This window comes from Aurantivibrio infirmus (assembly GCF_054767315.1).
The window spans coordinates 114,061-132,228 of sequence record NZ_BAAFSK010000008.1 but is presented as its reverse complement, the minus strand read 5'-3'; the positions used below and the strand labels follow the sequence as shown (position 1 = coordinate 132,228).

Here is an 18,168-nt window from a genome sequence, read left to right as displayed (position 1 = left end):
AAAAATTAGTTTTTATCGTAATGAAGGAATATTTGGGTCGGCATAGCTGCACAAGAATGTACTTGAAGCAAACATTAAAATCGATAATTAGTTCGGGATCTAGTTAACTCGAAGATAAAAAATAGAAGGCGTTGAAACGCGGATTTACATAGTATGGGTAGGTCGATCGGAATCCAATGAGCCTGCGAGATAGGTTTCAATTTTATCCGTTGCGGTATTTTCTTGATCGCTAAATTGCACGCCAATTCCAGCAGCACGATTACCTTGAGCACCTTTGGGTGTCACCCACACAACCTTTCCAGCCACTGGGATTTTCTCTGCCTCATCCATTAAATTCAGCAACATGAAAACTTCATCGCCGAGCTTATAATTCTTACTCGTGGGAATAAAAAGCCCACCATTTTTAAGGAATGGCATAAACGCGGCGTAAAGCACCGCCTTGTCTTTAATTGTCAGTGATAGAATGCCGTTTCTGGCACCGCCTCCAAGACCTTTCATTTTCGTGTTTTCGCTCGATATTTATATGAATGAAACTAGATTAGTGGATATTTCAGTAAGTATAGCCGCTGATATTCGGTAAGCGCTATTAGATGCCCCCAGAATATTTGTGATACAGCGCCGAAATTATGGCATTTATTTCCTTTAGTCACACCCAAAATGCCCGAAGTGTCAAAGCGAGCGACGAGCTGAAACATTTCGGCCCGATCTGCGTGCGGTCATTGCTTGTAAATCCATCAATAACTCATCAATCACTAATTGTTTATTTGGGTTCGCGTTGCTTTCCAAAAGCCGCTTAGTCTCTAGAAGCTTGTCACGAAACCGAAACAGCCAATCGCTATTCACCATGGCTAGGCTCGGTAGCAGGGTCTTGGAGGACGGGTGTCGCGCGGCCTGCCCTGCTAGCTGAAAAGCCAGTACTTCGCCTATCCACGCAAGGACGTTATCGAATATATCGATCACCTCCATAGCCGCTAATGACTTACTCGCTTCGGAGCCTGACATTGACCCCGAAATAATGCGAGCCAAGGTGTCCGCCAAACTTTGTTTGAGGGCGAGCTTACCTTCGCGGTGAGCCAGTAAGGCCGCGCAAGGAGCGCCAGCAAACTCATCAAGGAGTGCTTTGGGATCTCCTTCAATCTGTGATTGTAGCCACTTGAGAGCAATTGACTCATCGGGCTTGGTAAAGTTTATATTCTGACACCGACTTCTTACGGTTGCCGGTAGGCGACTGGGAGAGGCGGAAACCAAAATTATGTAAGCATCTCCTTGCGGCTCCTCCAAGGATTTCAGCAAGGCATTATATGCGTTATTGTTCATCGCTTCGGCGGGATGAATCACGACACATTTATATCCGCCCTGCTGAGCTGTCTTGCCTATTAAATTCACAACATCACGGATCTGATCAACTTTAATTGCTTTACTTGTTCCTTCAGGTTCCAGCAAAAGAAAATCCGGATGAGTATCTGACTGAAATAACAAGCAGCTCTTACAATTTCCGCAAGCAATCGTCTGGCTTTTGTCTTTGCACAATAAAGCTTGTACAAAAGCAATAGCCAATTGCCTTTTGCCAAGTCCAGCCACACCAGAGAATAATAGGGCGTGAGGTAATCTACTCGCATCAACTTGCGCAAAAAGTGAATCCCAAAGATTTTTTTGCCAAGGTAGATATGTTTCTGCGAGTGATGATGAAGTCAAGAAGAGCAACCTTTTAAGTAATTATTGCTGACTGCGGTCGACAAAAGAAACAAGCTTTTCATGAATAGATTTTTGAACCTCTACAAGCTCTTTACTCGCATCGATGATCACGTAACGCTTCGGATTTTTCTTTGCTAATTCAAGATAGCCATGACGAACCGCTTCAAAAAACTGTCGTTCTTCAAGTTCAATACGATCTGGTTCGCTTCTTTCACTTGCACGCTGCAAACCGGTTTCAACATCAATATCTAATAATATTGTTAGATCGGGCCTTATTGTGTTTTGAACTAAATTTTCCAACTGCTGGATTACATCCATCGATAAGCCGCGGCCATAACCTTGATACGCATAGGTTGCATCGGTAAATCTATCACTTAACACCCAAGCGCCACGCTGCAAAGCCGGTAATATAACTTGATTTAAATGTTGCGCTCTTGCGGCAAAAACCAATAGTAATTCACTCATGTCACACATTTTTTCGTCGTGCTTGGCAAGAATCAATTCCCGAATTAATTCTGCGATTGGCGTTCCTCCCGGCTCTCTCGTCAATACAACGTCAATATTTTTTTTGCGCAAGCATTCGGTAACGTACTGTAAGTTCGTTGACTTACCGACGCCTTCAGTGCCTTCGAGAGTAATAAACCTTCCGTTCTTCATTCTAATTATTTTCGGGCCTTGATTGATAATTTTTAGCACGGCGAAGAATCTGGAATTCTCTTACCGCTCGATTGTGCTCTTCTAAGGTTGATGAAAACTGATGACTACCATCACCCTTGGCAACAAAATAGAGTGCGTTGCCATTATCTGGATGAAGCGCCGCGTAAATTGATTCCTTCCCCGGCAATGCGATTGGAGTCGGCGGCAAACCTTTTATTACATAGGTGTTATAGGGAGTTGCTTGGGTTAAATGTTGACGGCGAATATTGCCAGAAAACTGATCGCCCAAGCCATAGATAACCGTAGGATCCGTTTGCAAGCGCATATTATTTTCTAGACGACGGACAAATACCCCAGCTATTTGCTCACGTTCTGAAGGAACGCCGGTTTCTCGCTCTACTATCGATGCCATTATTAAAGCTTCGTATGATGACTTATAAGGTAATTCGCCAAGCCTATTAGCCCACTCTGTCGCCAATACATCACGCATGCGAAGATGCGCTTGCTCAAGGATTTGCAGGTCCGACATGCCCGCAATATACTGGTATGTGTCAGGAAAAAACCATCCTTCTGGATGTCCTTTTTCAAGGGCCAAGCTTGTGTAAAAATCATTTAGAGCATTTTCATCAATTAATTTAATGACAAGTTTTTCCTGCGTATGCAAATGCTTAAGTGCCTGCTTAAATGTCCACCCTTCTACCAGCGTTACTTGATACTCAACAACATCGCCTCTTACTAATTTTTCCAAAAAACTAAGTGGTGTGTCATCTTGTGAAAACCGATATTCACCTGCGCGAATATCGGTTTTGTCAACAATTCTCGCATATCGAGCTAGCAATAAGGGGAAATCAATATAGCCCTGGGCGTTGAAATTTAGTGTCGTGCTTGTCAGCGAAGACCCTGGCTCAACAAAATAGTTAAAACCTTGCTCTGGAAATCCAATCGGTTGATTTAGCCATTGCTTTCCTAGATAGAAAACGCTTGCCGATGCTAACAACAGAAAAACAAATGAAATAAGGAATATTTTACGCAACATTGGCGCCGACCCTAGCGAGAATATCGTCTTGAAATAATTGTTGTAATTGAGCAGCCATGCCCGTTTGCTGAATTTCAGATCCCATTATTGCTTTGACGGGCCAAAATCCAGTAACACTGTTACATAAAAAAACTTCATCCGCGGTAAGCAAACTCTCCAAACTTAATTGTTTTTCTATAACTTCTATGTTTAAAAAATTAGCGTACTTTTCTATAACCATTCGTCGTAGTGTTCCCGCCACTCCAGAACTCTCCAAGGAAGGCGTGAATAGTTTTCCATCGGACAACAAAAATACATTTCGGCTATTTGCCTCCACTAAATTATTATCACTATCAAAAAGCAAGCCTTCTTGAAAATCTTGATCGCGCCACTCTAAACTCGCTAACACATAATCTAGTTTATTAAGATGTTTTATGCCCGCTAATTTTTTATTTTTTGGCAAACGATAATCACAAACAAATACATTGACGCCTTGCGAATAAAAACTTTCAGGAATTAAGGGTATTGGGTATAAGCCTAAAATTATTGTCGCGGGAACTGTGATACTGGGCTGATAGCCTCTCCCCGCTACACCACGAGTAACAACAATTTTCAATACAGCTTCTTCAACTCCTCTCTCTTTTCCAACCACCAGTAAGTGAGATATATACTGACTTAAGGTTTTCTGATCGAAGTCGATTTGCAATCGTGCAACACCCTCGTTTAGGCGGGACAAATGAATGTCAATAAATGGCAACACAGAATTTTGCATGATCATGGTTTCAAACAGGCCATCACCATAACTTAGGCCTCTGTCGTGGGCTACAAGCGAAGAATCTATCCGTCCGTTAACTGAGACAACGGGAATGAAATCTAGCATGTTTCTCGCCCACCTCTAAAGAAAAGAGGATACCTTATCAGTTGGCGAAAAAAATGCCGAGTTGGGTCGGCATTTCTTGGAAGAGACAAATATTCTTTTTGCGATATTTTGGGCATCGTCTTAAAAATATTTTAAATTAGAATTAAAAGTCGATTTTATTCAAAGGGCAAACCAAGTTAATTTTAGGAAACACCACTATACTCGGCTGAAAATTAACGAGCCATTAGTGCCACCAAACCCAAATGAATTTGAAAGACTTAACTTTATATCCCGTTCTTGCGCGGTATTTGCGACGAAATTTAAATCACAGCCTTCGCTAGGGGAATCGAGGTTTATTGTTGGCGGCGCAACATTGTCGCAAATCGCGAGAATACTAAAAATCGCCTCTACAGAACCAGCAGCACCTAGCAAATGCCCAATCATTGATTTGGTTGAGCTTATCGCAAGCTTGTCGACACTAGAACCAAAGACACTTTTAACCGCGTTACACTCTGCCAAATCACCCAGCTGGGTCGATGTCCCGTGAGCATTGACGTAATCTATGGAGTCCGCCGATAAGTTCGCATCGCGTAGTGCGTTGGTCATTGATAACGCAGCACCATCTCCAGTCTCAACTGGCGAGGTAATATGGTAAGCGTCACCACTCATACCAAAGCCAACAAGTTCTGCGTAGATTTTTGCACCACGTTTTTTTGCCACTTCATACTCTTCCAAAACCAACACGCCAGCGCCATCGCCTAAAACAAAGCCATCTCGATCTTTGTCCCAGGGTCGACTTGCGGATTGGGGATCATCGTTACGCGTTGACAGAGCTCTCGCAGCCGCGAAGCCTCCTAATCCTGCAAGTGTACAAGCCATTTCCGCTCCACCTGCTAGCATGGCATCTGCCTCACCATATTGGATCATACGTGCTGCCAAACCAATATTATGTGTACCCGTTGTACATGCAGTAACGACGGCAATATTGGGGCCTTTAAAACCGTATTTAATTGAAAGATTCCCAGAGATCATATTGATTATCGCGCCCGGGACAAAAAACGGAGACAGCTTCCGCGGCCCTCTTTTCTCAATGACATGGGCCATCTCTTCGATCGAGCCTATACCACCGATACCCGCTCCGACAGCAGCGCCAATACGGGTTTCATTTTCTGGGGTTATGCTTAAACCGGAATCTTCCATTGCCTGAATGCCGGCAACGACACCGTACTGAATGAACGGATCCATTCTTTTGGCGTCTTTAAGGGGAATGTATTTTTCAACATCCAGATCGTTTACCGAAGCGCTAAAGTGCGTAGTAAACTTTGAAGGATCAAATTTGCTAATTGGAAGAACGCCACTGCGGCCATTTACAATGCCATCCCAAGTAGTCTGGACATCGTTACCTAATGGAGAAACCATTCCAAGGCCTGTAACTACTACCCTTCGTTTTGACAAGTTAGCCTCCGACGAATCTACACGACATATTGGTATTTTTTTCCATTCTTTACGGGCGTCTTTTTATGCCCTCAATATGAACCAAATATAAAACTAAGCTATCGAGCTTTTGGAAAACTCCCAACGGAATTTTCCCAAAAAAAATAAAAAAGAAACAAGTATCAGATATCTTCTTCGGCAACAACTTTGATAGCAATTTTTATTAAAATTTTTAAAGCAGCACCAAACAAACTCAGCTCATTTTACAGAGCTTTAAGCAAAGGTAACTGAACATATGCGCCATTATTTTTAATTTTACAAAATTAAAAATAATTTAATTAAAGACCAAAAAGCAAAAGCCGTACTATTCAAGATAGATACGGCTTTTTGGCAACAATAGAATTTAGGTAATTAAAAATTACGCCAAATTCTTATTGATATAATCAATCGCGAGTTGAACAGTGGTGATTTTCTCTGCTTCTTCATCAGGAATTTCAGTTTCGAATTCCTCTTCAAGTGCCATTACCAACTCAACCGTGTCTAAAGAATCAGCACCAAGATCTTCAACGAATGACGCTTCATTCTTAACATCTTCTTCTTTAACACCCAGTTGCTCAGCAACGATCTTTTTTACTCGTTCATCAATGCTGCTCATAACGTATTTCAACTCCTAGTCGACAGAATCCGGCGAAACCGCCTCGTATTAAAATTATACAAATTGAAACTATATTGAAGGGCGGCCCAATTTGAGCGCGCATTTTACATCTATTTTTATGCCGTTGTAACGCATCTGACCAAAAAACTTGAAACTTTGGTATTTTTTACTTAAAAATCAGACAGTTACGACATATACATACCACCATTTACATGAATAGTCTCGCCACTAACATAGCCTCCAGCGTCACTTGCCAAGAAACTAACCACACTAGCGATTTCTTTTGGATCTCCTAAACGGCCTAATGGGATCTGCGATAATATCAATTCTTTTTGTGCTTCAGGCAGTTCATGGGTCATATCCGTACCGATAAAACCTGGCGCAACGGCATTTACTGTAATCCCCCTTGAACCAACTTCTTTTGCCAAGGCTCTAGAAAAGCCCTCTATCCCGGCTTTAGTCGCCGCGTAGTTAGTTTGGCCCGCATTCCCCATTGATCCGACCACGGAGCTAATATTGATTACTCGCCCCCATCGCGCCTTCATCATCCCTCTTAAGCATGCCTTGCTCAGTTTAAAAATCGCGTTTAAGTTGGTATCAATAACATCACCCCACTCCTCTTCGCTCATACGCATAAGAAGATTGTCTCGGGTTATTCCAGCATTATTAACCAATATTTGTGGTGCACCAAATTCCGTCTGAACATCTTTTATAAACGTATCGATAGCCGAAGGTTCTACAACATTCAAACACTTACCAACACCACTAATATTTTTTTCAGTAAAACGCTGAGATATTTTATCTGCACCACTTTGAGTGGTTGCGGTTCCAATTACTTTTGCACCCGCCAATCCAAGTTGATCTGCAATCGCTGCGCCAATTCCTCGGCTTGCACCTGTAACTACAACAATTTTATCTTGTAAATCCATGATCATGGTTCTCAAAGGTTTATAAATTTGGAGGATGATTCATTTTTTCTCATCAATCCGATTAAATAAAAAATCTTTCTGAAAAACACCTGATTTTTCATTAGCTCTAAAAGGATTGCTGAATGTTTTTCGTTAAAATATTAAAAACCGCATTCGAACGCGCCACTAAATTTGCACCAACATAAAGCGAACAAACTAAAAATGCGATCCTCTTGCCCTTTTTTTGGATCTCTGTATGTGCTTCCAACCAGTCGCCTTCACAAACCCGTCCGATATAGTCGACAGACAAATTTACTGTAACCGAAGAAATCGTTGGCGATTCAGAATATGCGAGATTATATCCCATAGCGGTATCTGCAAGACCACTGATTACCCCACCGTGCAAATTGCCTCGCACGTTACAATGCTTTTTCTGTACACGCAATCCCAATTGAAATCCGTCATCTTTAACTATCTGATGAACTGGCCCTATCATCTGTATGTAAGGGCTCTCTCGATTTAGCGGGACATAGTCACTGGGAATATTAGCTTCACTCATAAATACTCTTTATTAAAATTAGCCGTCCAAAATTAAACAAACAACTCTTCGAATTGTAAATTGATTTTTTCCGGAATTTGATTCTTGACATGATTTACGGCCATTAACAAAGCATGGTAAAAGCCTAAGGCATCAGTTCCACCATGGCTTTTGATCACGGTTCCTTGCAAGCCCAAAAAACAAGCGCCGTTATGGCGAACAGGATTATATTTTTCTCGCCAGCTAGAAACGACGGGGTACGCAAATAAACCCGCCAGTCTCCCATACCAACTTTTTGTAAATGCTGCCTTAATATTTTCCGCTAGAAATTTCGCCGCGCCTTCGCTGACTTTTAATGCAATATTGCCAACGAATCCGTCGCAGACAATAACATCGACATCACCTGTATAGATGTCGTTACCTTCAACAAATCCTGCGTAATTTATTTGATCGCTTGTGTTTAATATATCGGCGGCAACTCGCACTTGCTCTATACCCTTAATATTTTCTTCGCCAATATTTAACAAACCCACACTAGGCTTCGGATTTGAATCGCTAACCATCGCTAGTACTGATCCCATGAACGCAAATTGCACCAGCTGTTCCGCCGTACAATTTATATTCGCACCCAAATCTAATAAATAACATTGTCCTTTGCTCGATGGCACGGGTTTACAAATTGCGGGTCGCTCAATACCCGGAAATGTTTTCAGCAAGTATTTACCCATCGCCATTAATGCACCGGTATTGCCAGCGCTAACGCAAGCATCAACTTTTTTCTCTTTCACTAAATCAAGCGCAATCCACATCGAGGAATTTTGTTTGTGCCTGAGCACCACCGAGGGTTTATCAGACATCGAAACAACGTCACTTGCATGAACAAGCTCAATTCGATTTAAAGTTTCTTGCTTGAGGGGTTTTAGTAATGGCGAGATTTGCTGTTCATCACCAACAAGAACGGTATGTATAGAAGAAAGGGAGTCGAGAAGTTGTAAAGCGGCGCTAACGATTGGGTCAGGACCAAGATCCCCACCCATCGTATCAATTGCAATTCTTATTGGGGTAGACAAACCTAATCGTCATTAGTCTCAATGACTTTCTTACCGCGATAAAAACCATCAGCAGTAATGTTGTGACGAAGATGTTTTTCGCCACTAGTTGGATCGATAGATAACGTCGCAGCAGATAGTGAATCGTGAGCTCGGCGCATGCCACGCTTAGAGCGAGTTTTTTTGGACTTCTGAACGGCCATGAATGACTCCTTAAATTAAATCTTTTACAAATTTCAATACAAACTGGTTTCGATGTAGATCACTATGTATAACCGTTAAGTAATCTATTTTTTTGTCTTTAATTGGCCAAGCATTTCAAAAGGGCTAGGCTTTTTACTTGGCATCTCTTCACTATTCGAATGACTCGAATATAACGCACTCTCTATACAGGCCTCTTCGTGGTAAGCCACCATAGGCACACAAAGTAAAAGCTCGTCTTCTAGCACGCTATGCAAATCAACTTCACTGGCGTCTTTATCGATTAGCCAAGGCTCAAGCTGCCTTGGCAGCTGCTTCGCTTGATCATCATTGATGACCACCGCTAAATTTAAATCGGTTTTGATAGCCAGGGGCATAGCTTCTAAACAACGCTGGCACTTAACATTCACAGTACCTGACAAGCTTCCCGTTAGTATCCGCCTTCTGCTCTCATCAAGCTCAAATGTAAGCTTAGCGTAGATTGGGGATTCAAAATCGATGATCACTTCGGCCAATCTAGGCATCGCGTCTGGCGGAATATCACCTTCTAAAACAACATCTTGTTGAGCGAACTTTTTAGGATCTACCCAGCGAGGAATACGGTTGTTTTTAGGGGGCCCAGACATAGCGGCGCAATGATAGGGAGATGATTATTAGCTGTCAAAGATAATTGGTTGATTCTTGGCTAATTTCTTTGATATGCGTCGAAATGGCGGTTCTCATCGCCCAATTTAAGGTTTTAATAGACTTTTTTGCCATAATTTATATAAACACCTCAATTTTGCCAAACCAACAACTCATCAATTTGATCAACACAAAGTACCGGCTCATAGACCTTCAATCTATCGATATGGTGTGCGCCATAACTTACCGCTATTCGAGGCATCCCGAGCTGTTGCGCCATCGCCATATCATATTCGGTATCGCCTATCATTACGGCCTGTTCAGGCCCTACCTTAAACTCCTCCAAAAGCTCTTCGAGCATATGAGGATCAGGCTTGGAGCTGGTCTCATCAGCGCAGCGGCTACCGTGAAAAAATTCTATCAACCCCATTTCCTTTAATATCCGATCCAAGCCCTTTCGCGACTTACCCGTCGCAATGGCCAAATGATGGCCATCGTTCAGTAGTCGATCCAAAGTTTGTTCAACACCGGGATAAAACTCTGTTTTAGTGAATGAATCTGACACGAAATGCCGCGAATAGCTCTCCAGCAAAAGCGTGAGTTGTTTTGAAGTGATATTAGGGAAAATTTGGCTAATGGCGTTATGCAGGCTTAATCCAATAATATTTCGCACAGCATCTTCACTCGGCCGCTGGATATTAATCTCATCCGCCGCCGCCAAGGTACAGGCAACAATTTTATCGAGAGAATCACACAACGTGCCATCCCAATCAAAGATGTAAAGCATTTCAAGTTAATCCATTGTGAAGCTTCGAGGCGTTTTCGTTTAGTTCGATACGGTCCAAAGCATTTTGTAAATCTGCAGGAAGAGGCGCTTCTATTTTTAAGCGTTCAGAACCTCCAGGTAAAGTAAATTCAAGCGTCGCTGCGTGTAGGAACAAGCGCTTTATCGCTAATAACTTGGTGTTTTTATCACTTTCTTCATTGGCATATTTCTCATCTGCAATAATCGGATGTTTAGCAAATCGGCAATGAACTCTGATTTGATGGGTTCGGCCAGTTATTGGTTTTGCATCGACGAGTGTGGCTTTTTTAAAACGCTTAAGCACTCGAAATTCAGTCAAAGAGGCTTTCCCTTCACCACTAATTTTTACAATCCTTTCCCCGCTTTCTAATTGATTCTTTAATAAAGGAGCATCAATCTGGCGTGTTGTATTTGGCCACTTGCCGGAAACCAATGCCAAATAATGCTTTTCAATGGTTTTCTCTCTAAATTGATTCTGCAATTCGGTTAGAACTTTGCGTCGTTTCGCGATCAAGACACAACCAGAGGTCTCTCGATCAATACGATGAACCAGCTCTAGGCGCTGATTCTGAAAATGAAAACGCAGCAATTCAATCAGCCCTAAGCTTATCCCGCTCCCACCATGCACAGCGATGCCAGACGCTTTGTTGACGACGACTAAATCATCATTTTCGAAAATGATGGAATTTGCGATTGTTAGGAGTAATTTTTCCGATGGCTTAGGTTTCGTATCACTCTGAGCCATCCGAATGGGCGGAATCCTTACGATATCTCCTGCACAAACTTTATACTCCGCCTTTATGCGACCCTTGTTAACCCTAACCTCTCCCTTGCGCAAGATTCGATAGATACGGGATCTCGGAACGCCTTTCAGTCTCGCAATTAAAAAATTATCGATTCTTTGGCCATCTTGGTCAGAATCTATCGTGACCAATTGTACTGAAGAGCTAGTTGTTTCCATCGCGGCATAATAACAGCATGGCTATCCCTTAGCAGCCGAATCAGCACCGAGGCGATCTCTTTGTTTTTAGATTGACCCCGCTAAATCCTTGAAATTGAACAACTTAGCTTTTGCTGCTATAGTTACCGGCGCTGTTACCCGTACTTTTTGGATAGATGCATTGAGTCATCGAATTAGACTTCCCGGTACAGGTTTATAATTTGGCTGGTTTTGTGAATAACAATGGCCCAACTGAATATAGATCCTGACACTTACTGGATGAAGTTAAGAACCCAAACTAGTGCGTAACATGCAAGGGAATTTCAAATGTAGATTTCCCATGAAAAGTTAAACACACCGGTTTGCTGTATTTATAAATTGTCTAAGCAAACTGTAATTTTAAAATGCACAGCGTAAACGAAAAATTAAATAGAATTTAAAACGAAGAAAATTTTCAAAACAACACTTTGATCCATTCGAAAATTGATCGAAGTTTAATTGGACTGGTTATCAGATTTAAATAAAATTCAAATTACGAGCTAATTTAGTTATTCATATTATTTTCGTAATTTAGATTTATTGACCAAAGTACTCAATAAAAGCGAGCAAGGTATTATTGCTTAGTGAAAGAATCAAGTTATCAATCTATCGCTCTTAGACAGCCCAGTATACGGGCGAGTCGGCTGCCCAATGCTAGAATACTAGGCATTAACGCGGCTTTATGAATAAGAGCAGATAATTTCGCACATCAACATAACTGCGAATTTATCAAATTGCTGATACTAATTAATTGATTCTCACTTCACAGAAGTCCGCTTTTATACTTAAAGTCCACACCCTCCTGAAAATTCTCTCAATTGTTTTTGACTAGTTGGCATTCAATTGCCCTAACATTTATTTTATTTTCTGTTTTCAGTTGTGCCTCAAGAGTATTAGTAGCACATGAAAAGAATGTTAATAAATGCAACTCAACCCGAAGAATTGAGAGTTGCCCTAGTCGACGGCCAATGGCTTTACGACCTTGATATCGAAAATAGAACTCGTGAACAGAAAAAAGCCAACATTTATCTTGGCAAAATCACACGTGTTGAACCTAGCCTAGAAGCAGCATTTGTCGACTACGGCGCTGAGCGTCACGGCTTCCTTCCCTTAAAAGAAATTTCTCGCGAATACTTCGTTAAACAGCCTAAAGACATCGAAGGTCGCTTTAAGATTAAAGATGTCATTAAGGAAGGCATGGAAGTTATCGTCCAGGTCGACAAAGAAGAACGCGGCAATAAAGGCGCTGCCTTAACCACTTTCGCCAGTCTTGCAGGCCGTTATTTGGTTTTAATGCCGAATAACCCACGAGCTGGTGGCATATCTCGCAGAATCGAAGGTGATGATCGCTCTGAGCTTAAAGAAGCCTTTAATGGTATTAAAGTACCTAACGGCATGGGAGCTATTATTCGTACCGCAGGCGTTGGCCGTAGTACCGAAGAATTGCAATATGACTTAGATTGGCTGGTTCGAATCTGGGAAGAAATTAAAAAAGAAGCCTCTAATTCGAAACCACCGCATTTCTTATTCCAAGAAAGCAATGTCGTGATTCGAGCTATTCGTGATTATCTTCGCGAAGACATTGGCGAAGTCATGATTGACCAGCAAGATGCCTTAAACCTTGCATCGGCATTTATCCATCAGGTCATGCCTGACTTTAAAAACCGAGTAAAACTCTATTCAGACGACGTTCCCCTCTTCAACCGTTACCAAATTGAAGGGCAAATCGAAACTGCTTACCAGCGCGAAGTTAAACTCCCCTCGGGCGGATCAATTGTTATCGACGTCACCGAAGCGTTAATTTCAATCGACATCAATTCCTCCCGTGCGACCAAAGGCGCGAACATCGAAGACACTGCCTTGCAGACCAATCTCGAAGCTGCTGACGAGATTGCCCGACAATTGCGCTTGCGTGATATGGGTGGTTTAGTCGTAATCGACTTCATTGATATGCAAGCAACTCGTAACCAACGTGAAGTTGAGAATAGAATTAAAGCCGCCCTCGAAATGGACCGAGCCAGAGTTCAGGTTGGGAAAATCTCCCGATTCGGCCTATTAGAAATGTCTAGGCAACGTCTACGCCCCTCTTTAGGTGAAACAACCTCTAAAGTTTGTCCTCGTTGTAGCGGGCAAGGCACCATTCGATCAACAAAATCTATTGCGCTTTCAATACTTCGCCTCGTCGAAGAAGAAGCGCAGAAAGATCGTAGTGCTGAAATTCGCGCTTTAACACCGGTTTCCGTCGCAACTTATCTATTAAATGAAAAACGAAAAACCATTTCGATGATTGAGAATCGAAATAATATTCGCGTGGTTATTGTTCCTAAAGAAGACATGGTCACACCTCATTTCGAAGTCCAACGATTGCGTGATGATGACAGTGACACCTTAGAAACAAGTTACAAAATTTCCGGTGCGGCCGATGATTCTGAACCAGAAACGCCTCCTACAGCAAGCCCGCAAAAAATATCACGGCCAGCCGTACAACAAGTTGCACCTGAGCAGCCTGCGCCAGTTCGCGCCAAGCCTGAAGAACCTGGGTTGATAAGCAAAATACTAAAATCACTTAGTGAGCTATTCAGTTCTGACAAAGAGCCGGAAAATAAAACTAAGAGTCAGAATAAACCCAATCAATCCGGGCGTAATAACAACCGCGATGGCAACAGAAACAACAATCGCTCGCAAAATCGAAACCGCAACCGAAATCGAAACCGTCAAAACGACAACAGAAATCGTCAAGACAACCGTGGCGGCCGTAATCAACAAAATGCCAATGCGAAAGATGAGCAACCAAATTCTGGTGAAAACTCGAACAACAACGGCTCTAATAATTCCAACAACAGTAATAACAAAGAAAATAACAATGCGAATCGACCAGCGAAAAGGCCTGCTGAAAAACGAGGTCGCTCACAACCTCGTCGTCGCGGACGCCGTGAAGACCTAACGGAAAACACAGGTCAGCAGTCGGAGAACAAAGCACCTCGACCTGACAATTCGCAAGCGAAACAAGGCGACAAACCACCCGTTGAAAATAAAACCAACGACACGGTACCACTTTCGGTTACTCAGGAAGTCGATCCAATTCTAGACAGCATGATCGTTAACGACCCCCCAGAGAAATCGCCGGCTTCTCAGGACTCAAAGCCAACAGCTAAGAACTCCGAAGCAACAAAGCCTGAACTGACAAACTCTGAAGTTACAAGCACTGAAGCAACTAACGTTGAACAAAGTCCCGAAATTTCTCCCGTCGCGAGAGAAGTTAATATCGAGACCCAGACCGAATCGGAAAATATTGCTGCGGCGGTAGCAACACCGGAAGTAGAGGGTGTAGCTGATAGTACTAACGAAATCTCGAGCCCAGTTGAAGAAGACTCGCAGGCTATTGTTAACGAAACCGTCATCAGCGCTTCTGAAATCGAACAAATTGTCGAGACGAAAGAAGCTATTCATTCAGCGTTAAAACAATCAGAACCCGATAGCAATTCCATTACACAGGAAAATGAAGTTGCCTCAAACGCAGACCTTACTCAGGAAGTGAACGAAGAACGCGACGTCAGACAAACCGCTTCATCCGGCGTGCGCGCTTCAAATGATCCTCGCAGCAATCCAAAGCCAGTCCAGGCGATCAAGATAGTTACTGAAGCGAGACCGCTTCAAACGGGGAAACCTTTGGATACATCTACGCTAGCGGCTGTGGAACATAAGCCTCGAGAAATTACTCGACCAAGCAATGATCCTCGTGCTAACAAAGCTAAATCAACTGGGCAAAATGTCTCTATGGAGACCAAAGACATCGATCAAAACCCGCAACAAACTGGTTAAATAAAAAACAATTTTGCTTTGATCTAAAAGAGAAAATTTGTTCAAAATAAGTTGGATTTCAGCGCTTGCTAGTCTAGTTAAGCGCTGTATAATCTGCGCCTCTTCCGGTGGGGTGGCTGAGTGGCCGAAAGCGGCGGTCTTGAAAACCGTTGAGTGTAATAGCTCCCAGGGTTCGAATCCCTGCCCCACCGCCATTTAACCCTGCAATTAAATAACCCTCCCTTACTCTCAAACAACCATACATTTTGTCGGGTTAGTAAAACTATTTTCTTTGTTACACCATTGAAACCAAATCACTTAAACCCCATCTAACCCTTAACAATTCACCTCTCGACCTAGCGCCTCTCAATTCACTTGATTTTGGGTGGGAGCTTTGTATGATGGGCGAAATCAATTTTGCTGATAGTTGTTACACACTGTTTGATACTTTTTATTTGATACATACCGGAGAAAATAGCAATGCAGGAACTTTACTCAGAATCACAAGCTACGGGTGGTGTTAGATCCCTTGAAATTAGCAAGGTTCTACGTAATACGTACATCCTTCTTTCTGCCACATTTGCTTTTAGCGCGCTGACTGCATGGATATCAGCCGTAATTGGCGCCCCATTCATGGGACTCTGGATGTTGCTACCTTATTTCATCTGTTTATGGATGGTTGAGAAAACGAAAAATAGCGTAATGGGTATTTTTTGGGTCTTCGCTTTAACCGGCTGGCTTGGTTTCACAATCGGCCCGGTTTTAAGCTTGGTAGCTGCTAGCGCAGGAATGCAACCAATCCTTATGGCTCTTGGCGGTACCGCCGTTATATTTTTCGGCTTGTCGGGTTATGTATTGGTTAGCCGCAAAGATCTTTCATTCATGGGTGGGTTTTTAATGACTGGCTTATTGGTGGCTTTCGTCGCTGGTATTGCAAACGTCTTTTTCCAAGTACAAGGTCTGTCTTTAGCGGTTAGTAGCATGTTTTTACTGCTATCTTCTGGCGTGATCGCTTGGTACACAAGCAAAATTATTCACGGTGGAGAAACTAATTACATTACAGCGACAGTTATGCTATTCGTTGCCCTGTACAATGTTTTCACCAGCTTGCTACACCTAATTTTAAGTTTTACTAACGATTAGATCATCGTAAAATACTGATTCAACAATTTTTAGCCTCGCTTTTGCGGGGCTTTTTGTTTTTTACTTCAAACAATCCTTACGATGAAATTCACAATAGCGATATATTGCTCACCTTTGGATAGCGAAAAATCTGAAACAGGGTTTCGTTTCGCGCAAACGATTATCTCCCAAGGCCATAGTATTTATCGTTTGTTTTTCTTCTCGGAAGGTGTCCTGAATGCTGCTAACGTTTCACCACTATCGCTTCGCTGGCAAGAATTAATTACGGCAAACGATATTGACGCGATCGTTTGTGTAGCCTCTGCGGACAAACACGGCGTCACTCAAGCGGCCTTAGAAGCCGATTCAGACTCGCTAGCAAGAGAAAAAGTATTAATGCCAGGCTTTCAAATTGGCGGACTCGGCCAATTGATCGACGCCAGTATTCATTCCGATCGCATCATCAGCTTTGGGAATTAAAATGGAACCACTGCTTTTCGTACTCTCGCAAGCCCCGCAAAAACCACTCGCCCTAGAAGCTATAGATGCGGTCATGACCGCCGTTCTTTTTGATCAAGATCCCTGCGTGTTATTTATTGGCGCGGGCATCGAACAACTCGAACAACCAGCTTTCAAAGAAAAGTTTATTCAACTCACGGAGTTAGGCTTGAACAAAGTGTATGCCAGCCAGCTCGCGCCAAATAACACAGAACAAAATTATTTAGACTCAGGGCTTTCCATTACTTCGCTTTCAGATACAGAAACAGCTTCCCTGCTACATACAGCCAATAAAATTTTGAGCTTTTGAAATGATATTACATACGATAAATAAATCTTCGCAGGCTAACAAACTATTTATTCAGTGTTGTTCGGTGCTTGAAGACGGGGATAAAGTAATTTTATTGGGAGATGCAGTAGAACTTGCAAAAAAAGATACGGATCTATTTGAAACCTTGGTTTCAAATTCTAAATTAAATATCGAATTTTATGTATTACAAGATCATGTCAACGCAAGAAAACTTACACATTCACTTCACGATGAGATTACAGTTATAAACTATGCTGTATTCGTCGAACTTGCGGCAAATAGCGGTACCTGTCAAAGCTGGTATTAACTTCTTTATTCTTTATTGCGAGAGAAGAATTCAGAGTTGCTATTTTTCTACGTCGTATCAGTTTGCTGCAGACTGATAGTGGAACAAGGTTTGGCTATAGTCGTCGAACATCGTACTGAGTAAATCTACTGCATCAAAGCGAGTAAACTGAAAGAATGGTGTTTTACTAGAGATATATGTTGAGTCAATAATATTTTCTTCATTGACATCCCAAATTTGAATTTGCATTTTTATGCGATCAAAGCCGAAAGATCGTTTGTCACGAAAACGCTGATCAATTTCAATAATGCTCGATACACCGCTATGGAACTCAATCAATTTCAGAACAATCAGAAAATCAATACTGTTACTGCGCGCATAAGCCATAGAGTCTTCAAATCTACCCGGCTGATCTTCAACAGATACTGCTTGAGCATAACGAGACAGCGCATCATCTAACTTTTCCGCTATTTCGGGAAACTCCTTTAATTCGGAGTCATTAGCGATCCCAGTAATGTGAAATGAATTTTTCGAATCGAATGCGATGTTTCTACTGCGCTCAATATAACTGCTTTGGCTAAAGCCAGCCTGCTTAGCAAGAGAATGCGTCGCTTCCTGGGCGTATTGATAAGTACAGCCACTCGCGACAAAGAGAAAAAGCGTAATTCCAAATAAGGTGTTGTGAGTCATTAAACATCTCCTAAACCTGCTATCGGCAGCAGGTTGGAAGAG

The 18,168-nt window shown here is 42.3% G+C and carries 20 protein-coding genes and 1 tRNA gene; 6 read left to right on the top strand and 15 right to left on the bottom strand.

The window, feature by feature from the left end; genetic code table 11:
• Positions 1-144 precede the first annotated feature (144 nt).
• The 14 genes from ACYUCY_RS17145 to rluC form a co-directional block, all read right to left on the bottom strand.
• Positions 145-498, bottom strand: a complete 354-nt coding sequence (locus tag ACYUCY_RS17145; RefSeq protein WP_460227754.1) for a PilZ domain-containing protein — start codon at positions 496-498, stop codon at positions 145-147.
• Between the two features lie 171 nt (positions 499-669).
• Positions 670-1,695 (bottom strand): DNA polymerase III subunit delta', encoded by a 1,026-nt coding sequence (locus tag ACYUCY_RS17140; RefSeq protein ID WP_460227753.1) that lies wholly within the window; start codon positions 1,693-1,695, stop codon positions 670-672.
• Between the two features lie 21 nt (positions 1,696-1,716).
• Positions 1,717-2,352: a dTMP kinase gene (gene tmk / locus ACYUCY_RS17135; protein ID WP_460227752.1), complete on the bottom strand. Its 636-nt coding sequence runs from the start codon at positions 2,350-2,352 to the stop codon at positions 1,717-1,719.
• Between the two features lies 1 nt (position 2,353).
• Positions 2,354-3,388 (bottom strand): endolytic transglycosylase MltG, encoded by a 1,035-nt coding sequence (gene mltG / locus ACYUCY_RS17130; RefSeq protein ID WP_460227751.1) that lies wholly within the window; start codon positions 3,386-3,388, stop codon positions 2,354-2,356.
• A complete protein-coding gene (gene pabC / locus ACYUCY_RS17125; protein ID WP_460227750.1) occupies positions 3,378-4,247 on the bottom strand; it encodes an aminodeoxychorismate lyase in 870 nt (289 codons plus the stop codon). The genes mltG and pabC overlap by 11 nt, the downstream gene beginning before the upstream one ends.
• 195 nt (positions 4,248-4,442) lie before the next feature.
• A complete protein-coding gene (gene fabF, locus ACYUCY_RS17120; protein ID WP_460227749.1) occupies positions 4,443-5,681 on the bottom strand; it encodes a beta-ketoacyl-ACP synthase II in 1,239 nt (412 codons plus the stop codon).
• A 397-nt stretch (positions 5,682-6,078) separates the two neighbouring features.
• Positions 6,079-6,315, bottom strand: coding sequence for an acyl carrier protein (gene acpP, locus ACYUCY_RS17115; protein WP_460227748.1), 237 nt, complete (start codon positions 6,313-6,315; stop codon positions 6,079-6,081).
• Positions 6,316-6,500: 185 nt separating this feature from the next.
• On the bottom strand, positions 6,501-7,244 hold the full coding sequence (fabG, locus tag ACYUCY_RS17110) for a 3-oxoacyl-ACP reductase FabG (protein WP_460227747.1): 744 nt from the start codon (positions 7,242-7,244) through the stop codon (positions 6,501-6,503).
• Positions 7,245-7,350: 106 nt separating this feature from the next.
• Positions 7,351-7,782, bottom strand: coding sequence for a PaaI family thioesterase (locus tag ACYUCY_RS17105; RefSeq protein WP_460227746.1), 432 nt, complete (start codon positions 7,780-7,782; stop codon positions 7,351-7,353).
• 32 nt (positions 7,783-7,814) lie between these two features.
• Positions 7,815-8,831, bottom strand: a complete 1,017-nt coding sequence (plsX, locus tag ACYUCY_RS17100; RefSeq protein ID WP_460227745.1) for a phosphate acyltransferase PlsX — start codon at positions 8,829-8,831, stop codon at positions 7,815-7,817.
• Positions 8,832-8,833: 2 nt separating this feature from the next.
• Positions 8,834-9,013: a 50S ribosomal protein L32 gene (gene rpmF, locus ACYUCY_RS17095; RefSeq protein ID WP_460227744.1), complete on the bottom strand. Its 180-nt coding sequence runs from the start codon at positions 9,011-9,013 to the stop codon at positions 8,834-8,836.
• A gap of 84 nt (positions 9,014-9,097) precedes the next feature.
• The gene (locus ACYUCY_RS17090; protein WP_460227743.1) at positions 9,098-9,637 is read right to left on the bottom strand and encodes a YceD family protein; all 540 of its coding nucleotides are present in this window, start codon (positions 9,635-9,637) and stop codon (positions 9,098-9,100) included.
• Positions 9,638-9,786: 149 nt separating this feature from the next.
• Positions 9,787-10,422 (bottom strand): HAD family hydrolase, encoded by a 636-nt coding sequence (locus tag ACYUCY_RS17085; RefSeq protein WP_460227742.1) that lies wholly within the window; start codon positions 10,420-10,422, stop codon positions 9,787-9,789.
• Between the two features lies 1 nt (position 10,423).
• Complete coding sequence (rluC, locus tag ACYUCY_RS17080) at positions 10,424-11,401, bottom strand: 23S rRNA pseudouridine(955/2504/2580) synthase RluC (RefSeq protein WP_460227741.1); 978 nt, start codon at positions 11,399-11,401, stop codon at positions 10,424-10,426.
• Between the two features lie 921 nt (positions 11,402-12,322).
• Here rluC and rne point away from each other — a divergent pair.
• From rne to tusB, 6 genes are all read left to right on the top strand, one after another.
• The gene (gene rne / locus ACYUCY_RS17075; RefSeq protein ID WP_460227740.1) at positions 12,323-15,241 is read left to right on the top strand and encodes a ribonuclease E; all 2,919 of its coding nucleotides are present in this window, start codon (positions 12,323-12,325) and stop codon (positions 15,239-15,241) included.
• A gap of 106 nt (positions 15,242-15,347) precedes the next feature.
• Positions 15,348-15,435: transfer RNA gene (locus tag ACYUCY_RS17070), tRNA-Ser, on the top strand.
• Between the two features lie 265 nt (positions 15,436-15,700).
• Positions 15,701-16,363, top strand: a complete 663-nt coding sequence (locus tag ACYUCY_RS17065; protein ID WP_460227739.1) for a Bax inhibitor-1/YccA family protein — start codon at positions 15,701-15,703, stop codon at positions 16,361-16,363.
• An 81-nt stretch (positions 16,364-16,444) separates the two neighbouring features.
• Positions 16,445-16,822: a sulfurtransferase complex subunit TusD gene (gene tusD, locus ACYUCY_RS17060; RefSeq protein ID WP_460227738.1), complete on the top strand. Its 378-nt coding sequence runs from the start codon at positions 16,445-16,447 to the stop codon at positions 16,820-16,822.
• A 1-nt stretch (position 16,823) separates the two neighbouring features.
• Positions 16,824-17,150: a hypothetical protein gene (locus tag ACYUCY_RS17055; protein ID WP_460227737.1), complete on the top strand. Its 327-nt coding sequence runs from the start codon at positions 16,824-16,826 to the stop codon at positions 17,148-17,150.
• A 1-nt stretch (position 17,151) separates the two neighbouring features.
• Positions 17,152-17,457 (top strand): sulfurtransferase complex subunit TusB, encoded by a 306-nt coding sequence (tusB, locus tag ACYUCY_RS17050; RefSeq protein ID WP_460227736.1) that lies wholly within the window; start codon positions 17,152-17,154, stop codon positions 17,455-17,457.
• 57 nt (positions 17,458-17,514) lie between these two features.
• Here tusB and ACYUCY_RS17045 read toward each other — a convergent pair whose 3' ends face one another.
• Complete coding sequence (locus tag ACYUCY_RS17045; RefSeq protein WP_460227735.1) at positions 17,515-18,126, bottom strand: DUF4823 domain-containing protein; 612 nt, start codon at positions 18,124-18,126, stop codon at positions 17,515-17,517.
• Between the last annotated feature and the right edge of the window lie 42 nt (positions 18,127-18,168).